We start from the raw sequence: 15792 nt of genomic DNA, 5'->3' as shown, positions 1-15792 counted from the left end.
GAGACTGTTGAGAAAAATTATTGTAGGTTCTAGAAGAAGTAAGCTAGCTTTAACGCAAACAAATTGGTTTATTAATGAGTTAAAAGCAGCTGGTGCACCATTTGAGTTTGAAGTGAAAGAAATTGTCACGAAAGGCGACCAAATTTTAGACGTGCAGCTATCTAAGGTAGGAGGTAAAGGACTTTTCGTAAAAGAAATTGAACAAGCACTTTATGACAAAGAAATTGACTTTGCTGTTCATTCTATGAAAGACATGCCTGCTATACTGCCAGAAGGATTAGTAATTGGCTGTATTCCACCCCGTGAAGATGCGCGTGATGCATTTATTTCAAAAGGGCATGTGAAATTTGCTGATCTTCCAGCAGGAGCTGTAGTTGGGACAAGTTCTCTTCGTCGCAGTGCTCAACTTTTAACAGTCCGCCCAGATATAGAAATTAAATGGATTCGTGGAAATGTAGATACACGCTTAGCTAAACTTGAAACTGATGAATACGATGCCATTATTTTAGCGGCGGCTGGACTAAAACGCCTTGGTTGGAGCGATGAAGTAGTTACTGAGTTTTTACCTGTAGAGGATTGTCTACCAGCAGTAGCACAGGGCTCTCTAGGTATTGAATGCCGTGGAGACGATACGGAGCTATTAGTGGAATTAGGCAAGTTAACAGATAGTATTACATGGCAAGAAGCACATGCAGAACGTGCTTTCCTAGCGGCTATGGATGGTGGCTGTCAAGTACCTATTGCAGGATATGCGAAGTCTAATGGGGAAGAAATTACATTAACTGGTCTTGTTGCTGCACCAGATGCCTCAGTTGTTTACAAGGAAACAGTAGTTGGCACTGATGCGGCAACAGTTGGGAAAGAGCTTGCTGAGATTTTAACGAAGCAAGGTGCTTTTGAATTAATTCAACGAGTAAAGGCAGAGCAAGATGCAAAGTAATTTGCCTTTAGAAGGTAAAACAATTATTTTGACAGGTACATCTAAGACGACAACCATTATAGATGACATTACAGCTTTAGGTGGACAAGCAGTAATTGCCCCGTTGATTGAAACTTGCGAGCTGATCGATAGAAATGATGATGAGCGTTTAGAGGTTGCGCGTCAATTTGATTGGCTCATTTTTACGAGTCAAAACGCTGTAGATGCATTTGCTAGTAAAATGCAACGCTTTAATTTGAGTACTGAGAATTTTCAAGTGAAGATTGCTTCTATTGGTTCTAAAACTACTTCAGCATTAGAAAACCTAGGCTTCCATGTGAGTTTTATGCCTTCTATATTTAGTGCAGATGTATTTGTCCAAGAATTTCCTAGCGTAGTAGGTAGCAATTCTACTTGTCTATTTATTCGTGGAGAAAAAGCGAAACAGACATTGAAGGAAGGGCTGCCCTTTAAATTGGAGGAATGGACAGTTTATGAAACGATTGAGCGACACGATCAAAAACTAGTAATTATGGATTGTATCCATAAGAATAGTGACGTCACCGTGATTTTTGCTAGCCCTTCCGCTGTTGATGTCTACGCAAAGGATGTAGCTTCGGTAATTGGTTGGGAGACAGCACGCCTAGCAGCAATCGGTCATATTACAGAAGCAGCTATTTTACATTACGGTGCTACTGTGGATGTTATGCCGAACGTATATACAATGCAAGCAGTCATCGAGGAAATAATGAAAGTAGGAGAAAGAAAATGACAAAATTACAATTTCAAAGACATCGTCGTTTGCGTGCAAATGCTGCAATACGATCTATGGTAAAAGAAACATACTTACACAAAGAAGACTTAATTTATCCAATTTTCGTTATTGAAGGCGAAAATATTAAAAACGAAGTATCTTCTATGCCGGGAGTTTTTCAATTTTCATTAGATAAACTTGAAGCTGAGATTGATGAAGTTGTTGCTTTGGGTATTCCTGCGGTTATTTTATTTGGCTTACCTGCAGAAAAAGATGCAGTCGGAACTGGTGCATTCCATGATCATGGTATTGTTCAAGAAGCAACACGACTTATTAAAGCTCGTTACCCAGAGCTTTTAGTTATTGCAGATACATGTTTATGTGAATTTACAGACCATGGTCATTGTGGCTTAATTGAAGGCGATCAAATTCTAAATGATTCTTCATTAGATGTTTTAGCACGTACAGCAGTATCACAAGCAAAAGCTGGTGCGGATATCATCGCTCCTTCCAATATGATGGATGGTTTTGTGGCAGCGATTCGTGCAGGTCTAGATGAAGCTGGCTTTGAAAATGTTCCGATTATGTCATATGCCGTAAAATATGCATCTAGCTACTATGGCCCATTCCGAGAAGCAGCTGATGGTGCGCCTCAATTTGGCGATCGTAAATCATACCAAATGGATCCATCGAATCGTATGGAGGCATTCCGTGAAGCAGAGTCGGATATTGCAGAAGGTGCAGATTTCTTAATTGTTAAACCAGCTCTAAGTTATTTAGATATTATTCGTGATGTGAAAAATAACTATACATTACCGATTGTTGCATACAACGTTTCTGGTGAATATGCAATGATTAAAGCAGCTGCAATTAATGGTTGGATTGAAGAGAAAAAAGTAGTGCTTGAAACGTTACTTAGCATGAAACGTGCAGGCTCAGATTTAATCATTACGTATCATGCTAAAGATGTTGTACGTTGGTTGGAGGAGAAATAAATGACGCGTTCTTACGAAAAATCAAAACAAGCTTATGCTGAAGCCATTAACTTAATGCCAGGTGGTGTTAGTAGTCCAGTACGTGCATTCAAATCCGTAAATATGGATCCGATTTTCATGGAGTCTGGTCATGGCGCTATCATTAAAGACATTGATGGCAATGAGTATATTGATTATGTATTATCATGGGGACCTCTTATTTTAGGTCATACGCATCCAGAAGTTGTCAAAGCAATTGCAGAAACGGCGGCGAAAGGCTCTTCGTTTGGAGCACCAAGCTATACAGAAAATCGATTAGCTAAATTAGTATTAGATCGACTTCCTGGTATGGAAATGATTCGCTTCGTGTCTTCAGGGACAGAGGCTACGATGTCTGCTTTACGCGTAGCTCGCGGTGTTACAGGGCGCGATAAAATATTAAAATTTGAGGGCTCTTATCATGGTCACGGAGATTCCTTGCTTATTAAGGCTGGCTCTGGTGTAGCTACATTAGGTTTACCAGACAGCCCTGGTGTCCCAGCAGATATTGCACGTAACACATTAACTGTAGCGTACAATGATTTGGAAGGGGCAAAACTAGTTTTCGAAAAATTTGGTTCAGAGCTTGCAGCAGTAATTGTTGAGCCAGTCGCAGGTAATATGGGCGTAGTGCCTCCACTACCAGGCTTCCTACAAGGCTTACGTGAATTAACAAAGGAACATGGAACATTGTTGATTTTTGATGAAGTGATGACAGGCTTCCGTGTTGACTATGGCTGTGCACAAGGTTATTTTGATGTAACACCAGATATGACAACATTAGGAAAAGTAATTGGCGGTGGACTTCCTGTCGGTGCATTTGCAGGGAAAAAAGAGATTATGGAGCAAGTAGCACCAGCAGGTCCAATTTATCAAGCTGGAACATTATCAGGTAATCCATTAGCAATGACTGCTGGTTATGAAACATTATCTCGCCTAGATAAAAGTACGTATGAATACTTCAAAAAATTAGGTGATCAATTAGAAGCTGGTTTCCGAGAGGCAGCAACGAAATACAATATTCCACACACTGTTAATCGTGCCGGTTCCATGATAGGTTTCTTCTTTACGAATGAAGATGTTATTGATTTTGCTTCAGCAAAAACGTCTGATTTACAATTATTCGCTGAATATTTCCGTCTAATGGCAGAGGAAGGTATTTTCTTACCGCCATCTCAATTTGAAGGATTATTCATTTCTACTGCACATACGGAGGAGCATATCGCAAAAACGGTTGAAGCCTTCCATAAAGTATTTGCACAATTAGCAAGATAAAAAGAGAGCGAAAATACGTTCCTTTTATGAAGTAGTGTAATTCTCAATCCATTAACAAATTAGTAACCACTTCTTATCAATTCTAACATTTGATAGGAGGTGGTTTTTTGTATGCTTATAAAATTTGCACATGAGGATTTATTGCAGATAGACGATTCAACAACATACTTAAGTAAACGTGCAAAATTAAACTCTATCTATTTATTGAACATTGCCTTGATAAGGGGCTAATCAATGTTGCTTTAAAATAAAGTTTGATCAAAAATTCTTCACAAGCCAGCATTTTTCGATAAATAAAAAGAATCCATTTTGAAAAAAGATTGATCAAAATGGATTCTTATCCCTCAAATATAAGATTGGTTTTAATAAAAAAGATCGATTATTTTCTACTAATAGACTTTGAATCTACAGGTTATTCTGGTTTCTCTGGCCCTTCAGGTGTTGGCTTTATTGCTACTGGTAAGGATCTCCGTATTTTAGAACAAAAGCAGTTTTACTTTCCACACCTGTAGCAGATATAGACTTTATACCATATGTGTATACTTTACTATTATTTGCAATAGTATCTACATAAATAGTATTACCTTGTGTGTTATAAACCACGTCTACTATATTTTTAACGTCTTCATATGATCCTTCTTTTGTTCCATCAAATCGGTATATTACATATTTCCTTGGTTGAGTACTATTTTCATCTGTAATAGTAAGCTTCATGCCGAAAGACTCTTTACTCAATTTAACATCAGTTGGACATAAAGGTATTGCAGAGCCTTTCCAATAAATTGTAGGTGTTAAAGCTTTATAATTGTATAGTTGCTGATTTAGATAAGAAGCATATCCAAGAGCGTTATTGTTAATACTTCTTAGAGAAAAATGCATTTGTCCTTGAGCATTTTTATTTGCTCTGTTGGCGATTACTTGGTTGACAAGTTCCGTCTTATTATTCCATGCAGTATCAGAATCATTTCCAACTTTATGATTGGCCATGCCAATATATAAATTAACTGGATGGACTTTTGCGTACGTTTGAACTTCTCTTCCCCACCAATCTAATAAAACAGAGTAATTTGCTGCTTTATGATTTCTGGACCAATAGATTTGAGGAGCAATATAATCGATACTTCCATCTTTAATCCACTGTCTTGTATCAGCATAAAGATCATCGTAGTTACTCATTCCATTCGTATTACTACCAGTAGAATCTTGCCCTTTGTTTCGCCAAATTCCAAACGGAGATATTCCATATTGAACATGAGGTTTAATTGCCTTAATGCTTGCATAAACCTTTTTTACTAATTGATTAACATTATTTCTGCGCCAGTCTTCAATATTCTTGAATGAGCCACCATACTTTTTAAAAGTTTGTTGATCTTGAAAAGTCTCTCCTTTTATTTTATAAGGATAGAAGTAATCATCCATATGTACAGCGTCGATATCATAGTTGCTTACTAATTCTTCTATGGTTGATAATAAGTAATTTTGAACTTCCGGCAAACCAGGATCTAAATAGTATTGTTTACCGTATTTCACTACCCAATTAGGATTTTTACGGGCTACATTATCGGCAGCAAGATTAGTCAAAGATTGCGAAGGCATAGTGACCCTATATGGGTTTACCCAAGCATGAAGTTCTAATCCTCGCTTATGTGCTTCGTCTAGCATTATTTGCAATGGATCAAAACCCGGATTAGTCCCTTGTGTATTGCCTGTTATATACGATGACCATGGAGCAAGCTTAGACGGGTACAGTGCATCATTTAATGGCTTAACTTGAAAAATAACTGCATTAAAGTTATCAGCTTTTAATTTGTCTAAGGTACTTTGAACCCATTGAGTATATTGGGTTTTACTCATACCTGCCTTCATATCAATATTAGATACTGTTGCAATCCAGGCTGCACGCATTTCATTTTGAGGTAGTGAATTAGCTGAAGCCTTTTGATTTGTAAATACAGGGATAAGTAAAAGTAAAACAAAAAAAGTTACTAAGCACTTTCCAAAAAAATTTTTAAACATAAATAATGAAATCTCTCCTTTTAATTCTCAGCTATTAAAAACCTAGCTGTTACTATAACCTAAGTAAATACCATTTAGAGCCTATTCTATAAAAGTAGGAACTGATTTATCCTTCCAAAAAGTGTCTTACAGTAATTTGGTCTGTAGCATTTTGTCGGTAGGACCCTCTATTGGTAATTTCAATTGTTTGCGAAGCTCGTTGGAAAATTTTATTCTATTTCTTCGCTAACTATATAATACCACAAACCCCCAATTATTCTCCCTTCACCGGTAAATTCCATTTATTTATATTCTTGACGCCAATTTTATGAGAGCGTTGAATAGCAACCATTTGGTCAATTGTTAAGTTCGTTTGATAAAGTGGACCATACGGTGGAAGGATTGGAAGAAATTCTTTACAAGATAAGGATCAGTTTTAACATAAATGTCCAATAAAAAAATCATCTCAAAGGATAACTAAAGAGATGATTTTTATCAATCTTTATTATAAACAATCAATCTTTTTTACAAAGCTACAATCAATGTTGAGGACGTAACTCATTTACATTTGCGGGAATATCTAAGGCAATGCCAAGAGAAAAGGAATAAACTCAATCAGCTCAATCATTTTTCTTGTTAGGGCCTTCTATAACTACTTCGTTGATGCCCTATTTTTATTAAACGAAAGCCCCTGTTAGGAGAAGAAGAAAATAAAGCCTATTCAACAGTTGCGTTTGATTGTTGGAGAGCTAGATTATTGTTGTCTTGTAATTTATTTTGTTGCTGAGCAAAAAAGTTTCGTACTGGGACATTTATATAAAAGAACATACCTATAAGTAAAATCGAGAAAGCCCAACCTGCGATTTGCTTATATATCAACATGCCACCATAACCATCAATTCCGTATTTTTGGAGTAGGTATACTGTTAATCCTGCCATAAAAAGTCCTCTTATGATGAAAATAACCTGAATAAATTGAAACCATTTAAAGATGCCTTTTTGAAAAAATAATGCTCGGCTCTCCATTCGTGCATAACCTTGCAAATATACAAAATCAACAGCAAAATATAAAGAAAGAGGACGCTTAATCATTAGCGTAACAATATAAAGAAATGTATAGAAGAGACTTAGATATACACCATTCCAAATCATTTGCTCTGCTGAACCTGATAGCAAATTAACCGTCGTACCTAGTGTTAGAGAGCATAAAATTAATAAGCCTGTAATGTTAAATTGCTTATCTAAAATAAAGCGGTAAATGGTATAAACAATCCCGGGAATGGTTGAAATTAGCATTGCTGTATAATCACCTAAAGGCTCTCTACCAAAATTCCATATAAAATAAGGTAATACTGCATAAAAAATCAACTCGAATAAAATTAATATTTTGTTTGAACGTTGTTTTTTCACCATATTTCCCTCCATTTATCCCTATTCAGCTTGCGCCTTTTAATACTTATAGAAGATTAAACTACATAATTTTGCCCAATAGTTGAACAAGCTAAAATATTGTTCTTAAACTTAATTGCTATGTTGTTTTAATGACTGAATAATCGGACATTTCGTTCTAGTATACTACATTTATACATATTAGGTAATATGAACAGGTATGACTAGCAAGAAAGATTTACTGTTACAGCAGGGTGAGACGATGAAGTCTAAACCTCCACTAATCTAATCATTGGCTTATCCATGATAAAACACTTCGTAAACCTGTTTAATTGCTCTATTAGTTAGATAGCTGAAAAAGCAGCAGTACATAGGTAAAAATATGAAATTCCTTAAAGGTAATAATTTTATACAGATAATTACATAGTGGAAAGTAGGTGTCTGCAAAAGTGAAACAGCGATCAACATACTCTACGTGAAAGTAGCATGTAAATAGAGAGCAACAACTCAAAGTCTCACTTTAATACAGATATGGATTTATCTTGAATGGATTTTCTGAATTTTGTAAATCGGAAGACGAGCGTTTTTACTGGAAGATTTTTTTTTGTCAAAATTAAAACTTTCAGCATAGCCAAATTGTGGGCGAAATCGTTTATAATATATCTATTCATAAAAGAAAGTAGTGAATTGATATGGCAACAGGCACACACATAGTCGAAGTACCCGTAGGAATTGAAAATGTATGGGATTTCGTCAGTGATATGGAAAAATGGGCAAAGCTTGTCCCAGGTTATAATGCACATGAAATGATTGATGAAAAACATTCAACATGGACGTTTAAAGGTAACGTCGGTGTTCTGAAAAAAACAGTTGAAGTAGAAATTACTATTTTAGAGTGGTTAGCACCTACTAAAGTAACTTTCGAATTAAAAGGACTTTCTGATAACTTTTCAGGGAACGGTTATTTCCTTGCAGAAAGTATTGATGCAGATCATACAAAAATGACAGGCTATTTAGAAGTAAAGGCAGGAGGATTAGCTGGTCCTGTTTTAAATCCAATCTTTAAGCCAATCGTACCAAAAGCAACACAAATGTTAACAGATCGTGTAGCAAATAAAATTAAATTGGTGAATGTATAATAAAGCTGTTAAACCAACAGTAAAATGGCATGCTAGAAGTATTTTCTAGTATGCCATTTTTAATGAAAAAATAAAAATTTCTACGTGAACTTTTGTAAGCAATTATATTAGTTATCAAGAAGGGATGCGCGTCGAAAAACCTTCTTGATCATCAGTACCCTTATTTACTATTCTTATAGCATATTAATCTCCGAAGCTTCATATGATGCAAGGGGAGGGATTATTATCGAACACAAAACTTGGAATATGAGTGAAACTTTCTGTTTTCCTGGTTATGGCTGCCCAACAGAAATAGCAGCTGTGCAAATTAAACCGAGGTGGCAGACAATGCAGCTAGAAGATTCACTAAGATTAATGGGTATTTATCACATCACCGCACATGTTCGCTTTGATTTTCGAGACATGCAAGCTTTCATGGATGATGAAGAATTAGTACAAATTGATACACTTGATATTCAAGGAGATACTGGGTATTTTGAGTATGCAGTTCCTTTAAATGTGGATTTACCTAGGGATTCTGCTATTGAAGATTTAATGGTCAAGGATATTCGACCTACACTGACAAATCAAATGTGTCAGCTCGAATGGACGGTTACAAGTATTTTTAATGAGCATGAGCAAACATTTGAAAAAGCTCATGTTTTAGAAGAACAGTCTATCGCTGTAAATGCTTCAGCCCAAATAGAGAAGGTTACGCTTGTAGAAGAAACAGCGCAAGTAAAACAACCTGCAGCTGTAGTTGCTTCGATACAAGAAGAAAAATCAAAAGCTGTAACATTTTCAGCACAAAAGGAAAAGTCTGAAGCTACAGTAGCTTCAGCCAAAAAAGAAAAAACTACATCGATTGAGCAAAAAACAGTGTTGAGAGAATCCTCAAGTCATATTGTAGTTCGTGAGTCTAGCTCTTGGCATGAAGTTCCATCAATGATTTGGGATTTAACGGAAGACTATACACCGCTAAAGGTTCGTGTTTTAAATAATATCATTCAAAAGTAAATAGCATAGAAGTAGCAAGAGCAATAGGATGATGAAATCACCGGATGTTGGAATAATGATGACACGTATAAATTGAAAAGCACAAATTGGCACGATGATCGTTCTACAATAAAAACGAACTTGTCGTATCCATGGTGGTAAAAGCCAGGGATTATACTTACGTCGTCGCATTTGAATTTTCACTTCCTTTTCTACTTACTTTGTAGTGCTTCCTAAAAAATGACTAAATCACTTGAAAAATTGTACGATTCTGCGGTACAATGTGAAAAAGTCGAATATAGATGCTATGACAGGGAAGAGTAAATTAATAGTACATTTTAAGAGAGGAAACGGTAGCTGAAAAGTTTCTATATGTACCTAATTGAATGTAGCCCTCGAGCAGCTTTAGTGAACTAACAGTAGTTAAAGCCGGTTAAACACCGTTACCGAATTGAGAGCCAGTAGTAAAAGGCTTAAGCAAAGTAGTGCATGCTATTTCCTGATGGAATGTGTGTAAAGTGACTGCTTAACTCGCCTCTGCTGGAATTAAAGGTGGTACCGCGAATTTAAACTCCTTCGTCCTTTTAGACGTTAGGAGTTTTTTTTATTTTCATTAAATCTTCTGGTCAATGTGCCTCGGTATGAGACATAAAACAGAATGATTGGTACGATCTCACATTGGTGAAACTAATGAATCAACTGGAGGAGTCAAAATGACAGAAAACATCTCAATGCCAACAAAATATGATCCGCTGTCCATTGAAGCGGGTCGTTATGAATGGTGGTTACAAGGGAAATTTTTCGAGGCACAGCCTACGAGTGAAAAGGAACCTTATTCAATCGTTATTCCACCACCGAATGTAACAGGTAAACTACATCTTGGTCATGCTTGGGATACAACGTTACAAGATATTTTAATTCGTATGAAGCGCATGCAAGGGTATGATGCACTTTGGTTACCTGGAATGGACCATGCAGGTATAGCGACACAAGCAAAAGTAGAGGCTAAACTGCGTGAAGATAATATTACACGTTATGATTTAGGTCGTGAAAAATTCCTCGAAAAAACATGGGAATGGAAAGAGGAGTACGCTAGTCATATTCGCGACCAATGGGCGAAGCTTGGCCTTGCATTAGATTATTCTCGTGAGCGTTTCACACTTGATAAAGGTCTTTCCGATGCAGTTAAAACCGTGTTCATTCAATTATATGAAAAAGGTTTAATCTATCGTGGTGAACGTATTATTAACTGGGACCCTGCTGCGAAAACAGCGTTATCAGATATTGAAGTTATCTATCACGATGTTCAAGGTGCTTTCTATCACATGAAATACCCATTAGCTGATGGCTCAGGATTTGTGGAAGTAGCGACAACACGCCCTGAAACAATGCTAGGTGACTCGGGAGTAGCAGTTCACCCGAATGATGAGCGTTATCAACACTTAATTGGTAAAACAGTTATTTTACCAATTGTTGGTCGTGAAATCCCTATCGTAGCAGATGACTACGTAGATATGGAATTTGGTACTGGAGTTGTAAAAATGACACCGGCACATGATCCAAACGACTTTGAGGTTGGGAACCGCCACAACTTAGAACGTATTCTTGTAATGCATGAAGATGGTACAATGAACGAGCTTGCTGGCAAGTATAATGGTATGGACCGTTTTGAATGCCGTAAGCAAATTGTAGCTGATCTACAAGAGGCAGGCGTGCTTATTCGCATTGAAGAGCATACCCATTCAGTAGGTCACTCTGAACGTTCTGGTGCTGTTGTAGAGCCATATCTTTCAGCACAATGGTTCGTAAAAATGCAACCACTTGCTGATGCTTCACTTGCGCTTCAACAAGATGAAGAAGGAAAAGTAAACTTCGTACCATCTCGTTTTGAAAACACATATTCTCGCTGGATGGAAAATATCCGTGACTGGTGTATCTCTCGCCAATTATGGTGGGGTCATCAAATCCCAGCATGGTATCACAATGAAACAGGTGAGATTTACGTAGGAAAAGAAGCGCCAGCAGATGCAGAGAATTGGACACAAGATGAAGACGTATTAGATACATGGTTCTCTTCAGCGCTATGGCCATTTTCAACAATGGGTTGGCCAGATGAGACAAATGAAGAATATAAACGTTACTATCCAACAAGCACACTTGTAACTGGTTATGATATTATTTTCTTCTGGGTATCTCGAATGATTTTCCAAGGTCTTGAATTTACAGGTCAGCGCCCATTCAAAGATGTATTAATTCACGGTTTAGTACGTGATGGTGAAGGACGCAAGATGAGTAAATCACTTGGCAATGGTGTAGACCCTATGGACGTTATTGATCAATACGGTGCCGATTCATTACGTTACTTCTTAGCTACTGGATCATCACCTGGTCAAGATTTACGCTATACAACTGAAAAAGTAGAAGCTGTATGGAACTTCTCTAATAAGATTTGGAATGCCTCTCGTTTCGCTTTAATGAACATGGAAGGTATGACATATGATGAAATCGACTTAACTGGTGAAAAATCAGTTGCCGATAAATGGATTCTTACTCGCTTGAATGAAACAATTGAACGTGTAACATCTCTTGCAGAGCGCTACGAATTTGGTGAAGTTGGCCGCGAGCTGTATAACTTCATTTGGGATGATTTCTGTTCTTGGTATATTGAAATGGCGAAATTACCGTTATACGGTGATGATGAAGCAGCTAAGAAAACAACTCGTTCTATTTTAGCTTATGTTTTAGATCAAACGATGCGTCTATTACACCCATTCATGCCATTCATTACGGAAGAAATCTGGCAGCACTTACCTCATGAAGGTGAATCAATCACAGTGGCAGCATGGCCAACTGTACGTGAGGATCTTCATTTTGCAGAGGAAGCAGACAATATGAAGCTCCTAATGGATATTATACGTTCAGTACGTAATATTCGTGCGGAAGTTAATACACCAATGAGCAAAAAAGTGCCGTTATATATTTCAGCGAAGGATGCTACAACGGTTACAGTACTTGAAGCCAATAAAGCGTACTTAGAAAAATTCTGTAATCCAGAATCACTAACAATTGGAGAAGGTTTAGAGGCTCCTGGTCAGTCAATGACAGCAGTAGTAACTGGAGCTGAGCTATTCTTACCGCTTGTTGGACTTATTAATCTAGAAGAAGAAATTGCTCGTCTTGAAAAAGAATTAGAAAAATGGGCAAAAGAAGTGAAGCTTGTAACTGGTAAATTATCGAATGAGAAATTCGTGTCTAAAGCGCCGGAAGCATTAGTTAATGCGGAGCGTGAAAAATTAGCCGATTACGAAAGTAAACATGCGATTGTATTAAAACGTTTAGAAGAACTAAAAAATATGTAAATAGGAAACAGCGGATGATGAAAAGTCATCCGCTGTTTTTATATGCGCCAAAAGATATACATTATAGGGAATGTATTTTTAAAACAATTCATTATACCCGTTGTTGAATAGTATGGTTCGCTAATTAATTACCAGTCGATGGTAAATTGTCGGAATTTCGTAATTATTATAGCGAAAGGTATTTTTATCTCGGATGAACGGGCAGTAATTTATCGTATCGAAAGCAAAGAGGCAGGTACAAGACGCCCACCTCAAAATTCAGTGAAATGGTGTAAGTAAACAAGAGTTTTTTTCGAAATATATGTGTATTGGGCATCACTTGTACTAAAATAGAGATATTGTAGTAAGAGGGAGTGTTTCTTTTGTTTAAATCGATGAAAGAATGTACAGATTTTATTTTTATGTTAAAAGCAGTTGATCATAAACGGGCACCACTTGTATTGATGCGAGAGGTACTGGAGATTCTAGGTAACCCGCAGGACAAGCTACACGCTATTCATTTAGCGGGTTCAAATGGTAAGGGTTCAACAGTGAATGCACTAAGAGAAATGCTACAACATGCTGGCTACAAAGTTGGTGCCTTTACTTCACCTCATTTAGAGTGTGTCAATGAACGAATAACTATTAATGGAAATCAAATTTCTGATGCGCAATTTTTACATTATATGAACAAAGTTTCTACTATTATTGAGACACATTATAAAGGTGAATATCCAAGCTTTTTTGAAGTCGTGACACTTATTATGTTCCAATACTTGGCGGATGAAGAAGTGGATATTGTACTGATTGAAACAGGACTTGGTGGACGTTTAGATGCAACGAATGTCGTTACGCCACTTATTTCAATTATTACAACGATTTCACTAGAACATACTGCGTTTTTAGGAGATACATTAGCAAAGGTAGCATTTGAAAAGGCGGGAATTATTAAAGAAAGTGTACCAGTTGTTGTCGGGGTTAAAAGTGAAGAGGCACTTACTGTTATCCAGGAGATAGCAAATGAGCGTCATGCGCCATGCTTTGTTTTAGGAAAAGATTTTACGGTTGAAAACATTGTGCAAAGTGCTAATATACAGCTCTTTAATTACCAAAAAGCAAATGTAGAGATGGTAGATGTCCCAGTAAAAATGGCCGGGCCACATCAGATAGATAATGCAAGTCTAGCGATTACAGCTATCCTCTTGTTAAGAGAGAATGGAGCAATTGACATTTCAGATGAGTCAATTCGTCAAGCATTGGCGATCGCTCAGTGGGCAGGACGTTTTGAGCAATTATCTGGCAATATAGTACTAGATGGAGCGCATAATTCAGAAGGAACAGCTGCACTAATTCAAACACTTAAAACGGTATATCCACATCAAAACTATCGATTTATATATGCAGCATTGTCAGATAAAGATCATGCGAATAGTATTGCTTTAATGGATAGTATTGCTACATCAATAGCATTTACACAAATTGAACTGCCGAATGCTATGCCTGCTGAAAAATTAGCTTCATTATCGACAAATACGAACAAAACGTATAGTGTGGATTGGCGTGAAATGGTTCAAACAGTGCTACATCAAAGAAATGATGAGGATATTATAGTCATTACAGGTTCATTGTATTTCATAGCTGAAATACGACAATGGCTACAGGGGGAACAACGATGATCCCCAAATTTAATAGTTATAAAGAAAAATGGAATGTTTTAAGCGATGATGTTATTAAGCCTGGTCTAACTGCAATTGAAGAGGCATTGGCACGAGTAGGTAATCCAGAGAAAAAATTGCGAGTCGTGCATTTTGCAGGGACTAATGGTAAAGGCTCGACTCTTACATTTCTAGAATCAATCGCCAAAGAACATGGCTTACGTGTTGGTAAATTTATGTCTCCTTGTATTTTGGACGTACATGACCAAATTCAAGTAGAGGGCCGAGCAATTACGGAAGCGGAAATGAATCGGGTATTCCAACAAATGCAGGCAGCTGGACTTAGTGGGAAATTAACAGATTTTGAACTTTTAACTGTTGTAACATTTTTACATTTTGTTGCGAGTAATGTAGATATTGCCCTTATTGAAGCAGGGATGGGGGGCTTACTTGATAGTACAAATGTGGTTACACCAATTGTGTCAATCATCCCGAGTATCGCATTAGAGCATACGAATTTTTTAGGAGATACGATTGAAAGTATTGCCCGCCATAAAGCCGGAATTATTAAGCCGGATCGTCCAGTTATTATCGGTGAGTTGCCGTTAGAGGCAAAGAATATAGTTTATCAGGAAGCTAAAAAAATACATTCATCCGTTTTTGAGTTAAATCATCAGTTTTATGTGGAGCAGAGAAATGATGGAGAGAGTTATGTGCATAATGATAATGGCTTCCGTATTACAGAGCTCATACGCACAATGAAGGGAGCACATCAGGCGAATAATATGGCACTTGCTATTACAGCCTTTTTTGAAGTGGCGACCACATGTAGGATACAAGTTAGTAAAGAGGCTATTCAAAAAGCTGTGGAAAACGCAACCATTTTAGGACGCTTTGAAGAAATTTTGCCTTATATTTTTTTAGACGGTGCTCATAATCCGGCGAGTGCTGAGAAATTAATAGAAACGATAAAACATGAGTTCCCAGAAGAGCAGATTTCTTTTGTCATTGGCATTCTTGCTGATAAAGCTGTAAAAGAGATATTGCTTCAGTTTGAGCAGGTAAGTGATTATTTTTACTTTGTTGATTTCAGTAATTCTCGTGCGATGGCTGCTCAAAAAATGCTTGAGCTGTCCAATGCTTCTCATAAAGCAGTGTTAGAAGATTATGTTCAATTTTTACAACGACAGTCAGAAAGTAAGTCGAGAACTATTGTAACGGGTTCGTTGTATTTATTAACTGAAGTACGTAGTAGATTAAAAAATGTATAATATGTAATTTCTAGTGAAAATCAGGTTCTCATTATAAAGAGAGGCCCTGATTTTCTTTTTTATTGTGTG

The 15792-nt window shown here is 37.0% G+C and carries 11 protein-coding genes and 1 other annotated feature; of the genes, 9 read left to right on the top strand and 2 right to left on the bottom strand.

The features are described from left to right. Positions 1-7: 7 nt before the first annotated feature. Genes hemC through hemL form a run of 4 tightly spaced genes read left to right on the top strand, consistent with a single transcriptional unit; the run spans position 8 to position 3961 of the window. Entirely contained in the window at positions 8-940 is a 933-nt protein-coding gene (gene hemC / locus BFJ97_RS06270) for a hydroxymethylbilane synthase (RefSeq protein ID WP_068983784.1), read from the top strand. Beyond that, positions 930-1691, top strand: coding sequence for a uroporphyrinogen-III synthase (locus BFJ97_RS06265; RefSeq protein WP_068983783.1), 762 nt, complete (start codon positions 930-932; stop codon positions 1689-1691). The genes hemC and BFJ97_RS06265 overlap by 11 nt, the downstream gene beginning before the upstream one ends. After that, positions 1688-2668, top strand: a complete 981-nt coding sequence (hemB, locus tag BFJ97_RS06260) for a porphobilinogen synthase (protein ID WP_068983782.1) — start codon at positions 1688-1690, stop codon at positions 2666-2668. The genes BFJ97_RS06265 and hemB overlap by 4 nt, the downstream gene beginning before the upstream one ends. Next, the gene (gene hemL / locus BFJ97_RS06255) at positions 2669-3961 is read left to right on the top strand and encodes a glutamate-1-semialdehyde 2,1-aminomutase (RefSeq protein ID WP_068983781.1); all 1293 of its coding nucleotides are present in this window, start codon (positions 2669-2671) and stop codon (positions 3959-3961) included. Between the two features lie 453 nt (positions 3962-4414). On the opposite strand, the gene BFJ97_RS06250 is transcribed toward hemL, so the two are convergent. Together BFJ97_RS06250 and BFJ97_RS06245 are read right to left on the bottom strand one after the other, a co-directional pair. Continuing rightward, positions 4415-5977 (bottom strand): glycoside hydrolase family 10 protein, encoded by a 1563-nt coding sequence (locus BFJ97_RS06250; protein WP_068983780.1) that lies wholly within the window; start codon positions 5975-5977, stop codon positions 4415-4417. 696 nt (positions 5978-6673) lie between these two features. After that, a complete protein-coding gene (locus BFJ97_RS06245) occupies positions 6674-7369 on the bottom strand; it encodes a VC0807 family protein (RefSeq protein ID WP_068983779.1) in 696 nt (231 codons plus the stop codon). 668 nt (positions 7370-8037) lie between these two features. Here BFJ97_RS06245 and BFJ97_RS06240 point away from each other — a divergent pair. From BFJ97_RS06240 to BFJ97_RS06220, 5 genes are all read left to right on the top strand, one after another. Further along, positions 8038-8484 carry a CoxG family protein gene (locus BFJ97_RS06240; protein ID WP_068983778.1) on the top strand — a complete coding sequence of 149 codons (447 nt, stop codon included), beginning with the start codon at positions 8038-8040 and terminating at the stop codon, positions 8482-8484. 327 nt (positions 8485-8811) lie between these two features. Beyond that, positions 8812-9480, top strand: a complete 669-nt coding sequence (locus tag BFJ97_RS06235) for a valyl-tRNA synthetase (RefSeq protein ID WP_223553547.1) — start codon at positions 8812-8814, stop codon at positions 9478-9480. A gap of 277 nt (positions 9481-9757) precedes the next feature. Continuing rightward, positions 9758-10046 (top strand) — a binding site (T-box leader). Positions 10047-10172: 126 nt separating this feature from the next. Further along, complete coding sequence (locus BFJ97_RS06230; protein WP_068983776.1) at positions 10173-12818, top strand: valine--tRNA ligase; 2646 nt, start codon at positions 10173-10175, stop codon at positions 12816-12818. Positions 12819-13180: 362 nt separating this feature from the next. After that, complete coding sequence (locus BFJ97_RS06225; RefSeq protein WP_068983775.1) at positions 13181-14473, top strand: bifunctional folylpolyglutamate synthase/dihydrofolate synthase; 1293 nt, start codon at positions 13181-13183, stop codon at positions 14471-14473. Beyond that, positions 14470-15723: a bifunctional folylpolyglutamate synthase/dihydrofolate synthase gene (locus BFJ97_RS06220; protein ID WP_068983774.1), complete on the top strand. Its 1254-nt coding sequence runs from the start codon at positions 14470-14472 to the stop codon at positions 15721-15723. The genes BFJ97_RS06225 and BFJ97_RS06220 overlap by 4 nt, the downstream gene beginning before the upstream one ends. Positions 15724-15792 lie beyond the last annotated feature (69 nt).

Origin of the sequence: Lysinibacillus xylanilyticus (assembly GCF_001708185.1) — a bacterium.
GTDB lineage: Bacteria > Bacillota > Bacilli > Bacillales_A > Planococcaceae > Lysinibacillus > Lysinibacillus xylanilyticus_A.
This window is presented reverse-complemented; position numbering and strand designations above follow the sequence as displayed.

Bases quoted from the DNA above. Each gene is read 5' to 3' on its own strand.
- hemB (WP_068983782.1), top strand. From the start codon at position 1,688: ATGACAAAATTACAATTTCAAAGACATCGTCGTTTGCGTGCAAATGCT.
- BFJ97_RS06220 (WP_068983774.1), top strand. From the start codon at position 14,470: ATGATCCCCAAATTTAATAGTTATAAAGAAAAATGGAATGTTTTAAGC.
- BFJ97_RS06245 (WP_068983779.1), bottom strand. From the start codon at position 7,369: ATGGTGAAAAAACAACGTTCAAACAAAATATTAATTTTATTCGAGTTG.
- BFJ97_RS06265 (WP_068983783.1), top strand. From the start codon at position 930: ATGCAAAGTAATTTGCCTTTAGAAGGTAAAACAATTATTTTGACAGGT.
- hemL (WP_068983781.1), top strand. From the start codon at position 2,669: ATGACGCGTTCTTACGAAAAATCAAAACAAGCTTATGCTGAAGCCATT.
- BFJ97_RS06250 (WP_068983780.1), bottom strand. From the start codon at position 5,977: ATGTTTAAAAATTTTTTTGGAAAGTGCTTAGTAACTTTTTTTGTTTTA.
- BFJ97_RS06230 (WP_068983776.1), top strand. From the start codon at position 10,173: ATGACAGAAAACATCTCAATGCCAACAAAATATGATCCGCTGTCCATT.
- BFJ97_RS06240 (WP_068983778.1), top strand. From the start codon at position 8,038: ATGGCAACAGGCACACACATAGTCGAAGTACCCGTAGGAATTGAAAAT.
- BFJ97_RS06235 (WP_223553547.1), top strand. From the start codon at position 8,812: ATGCAGCTAGAAGATTCACTAAGATTAATGGGTATTTATCACATCACC.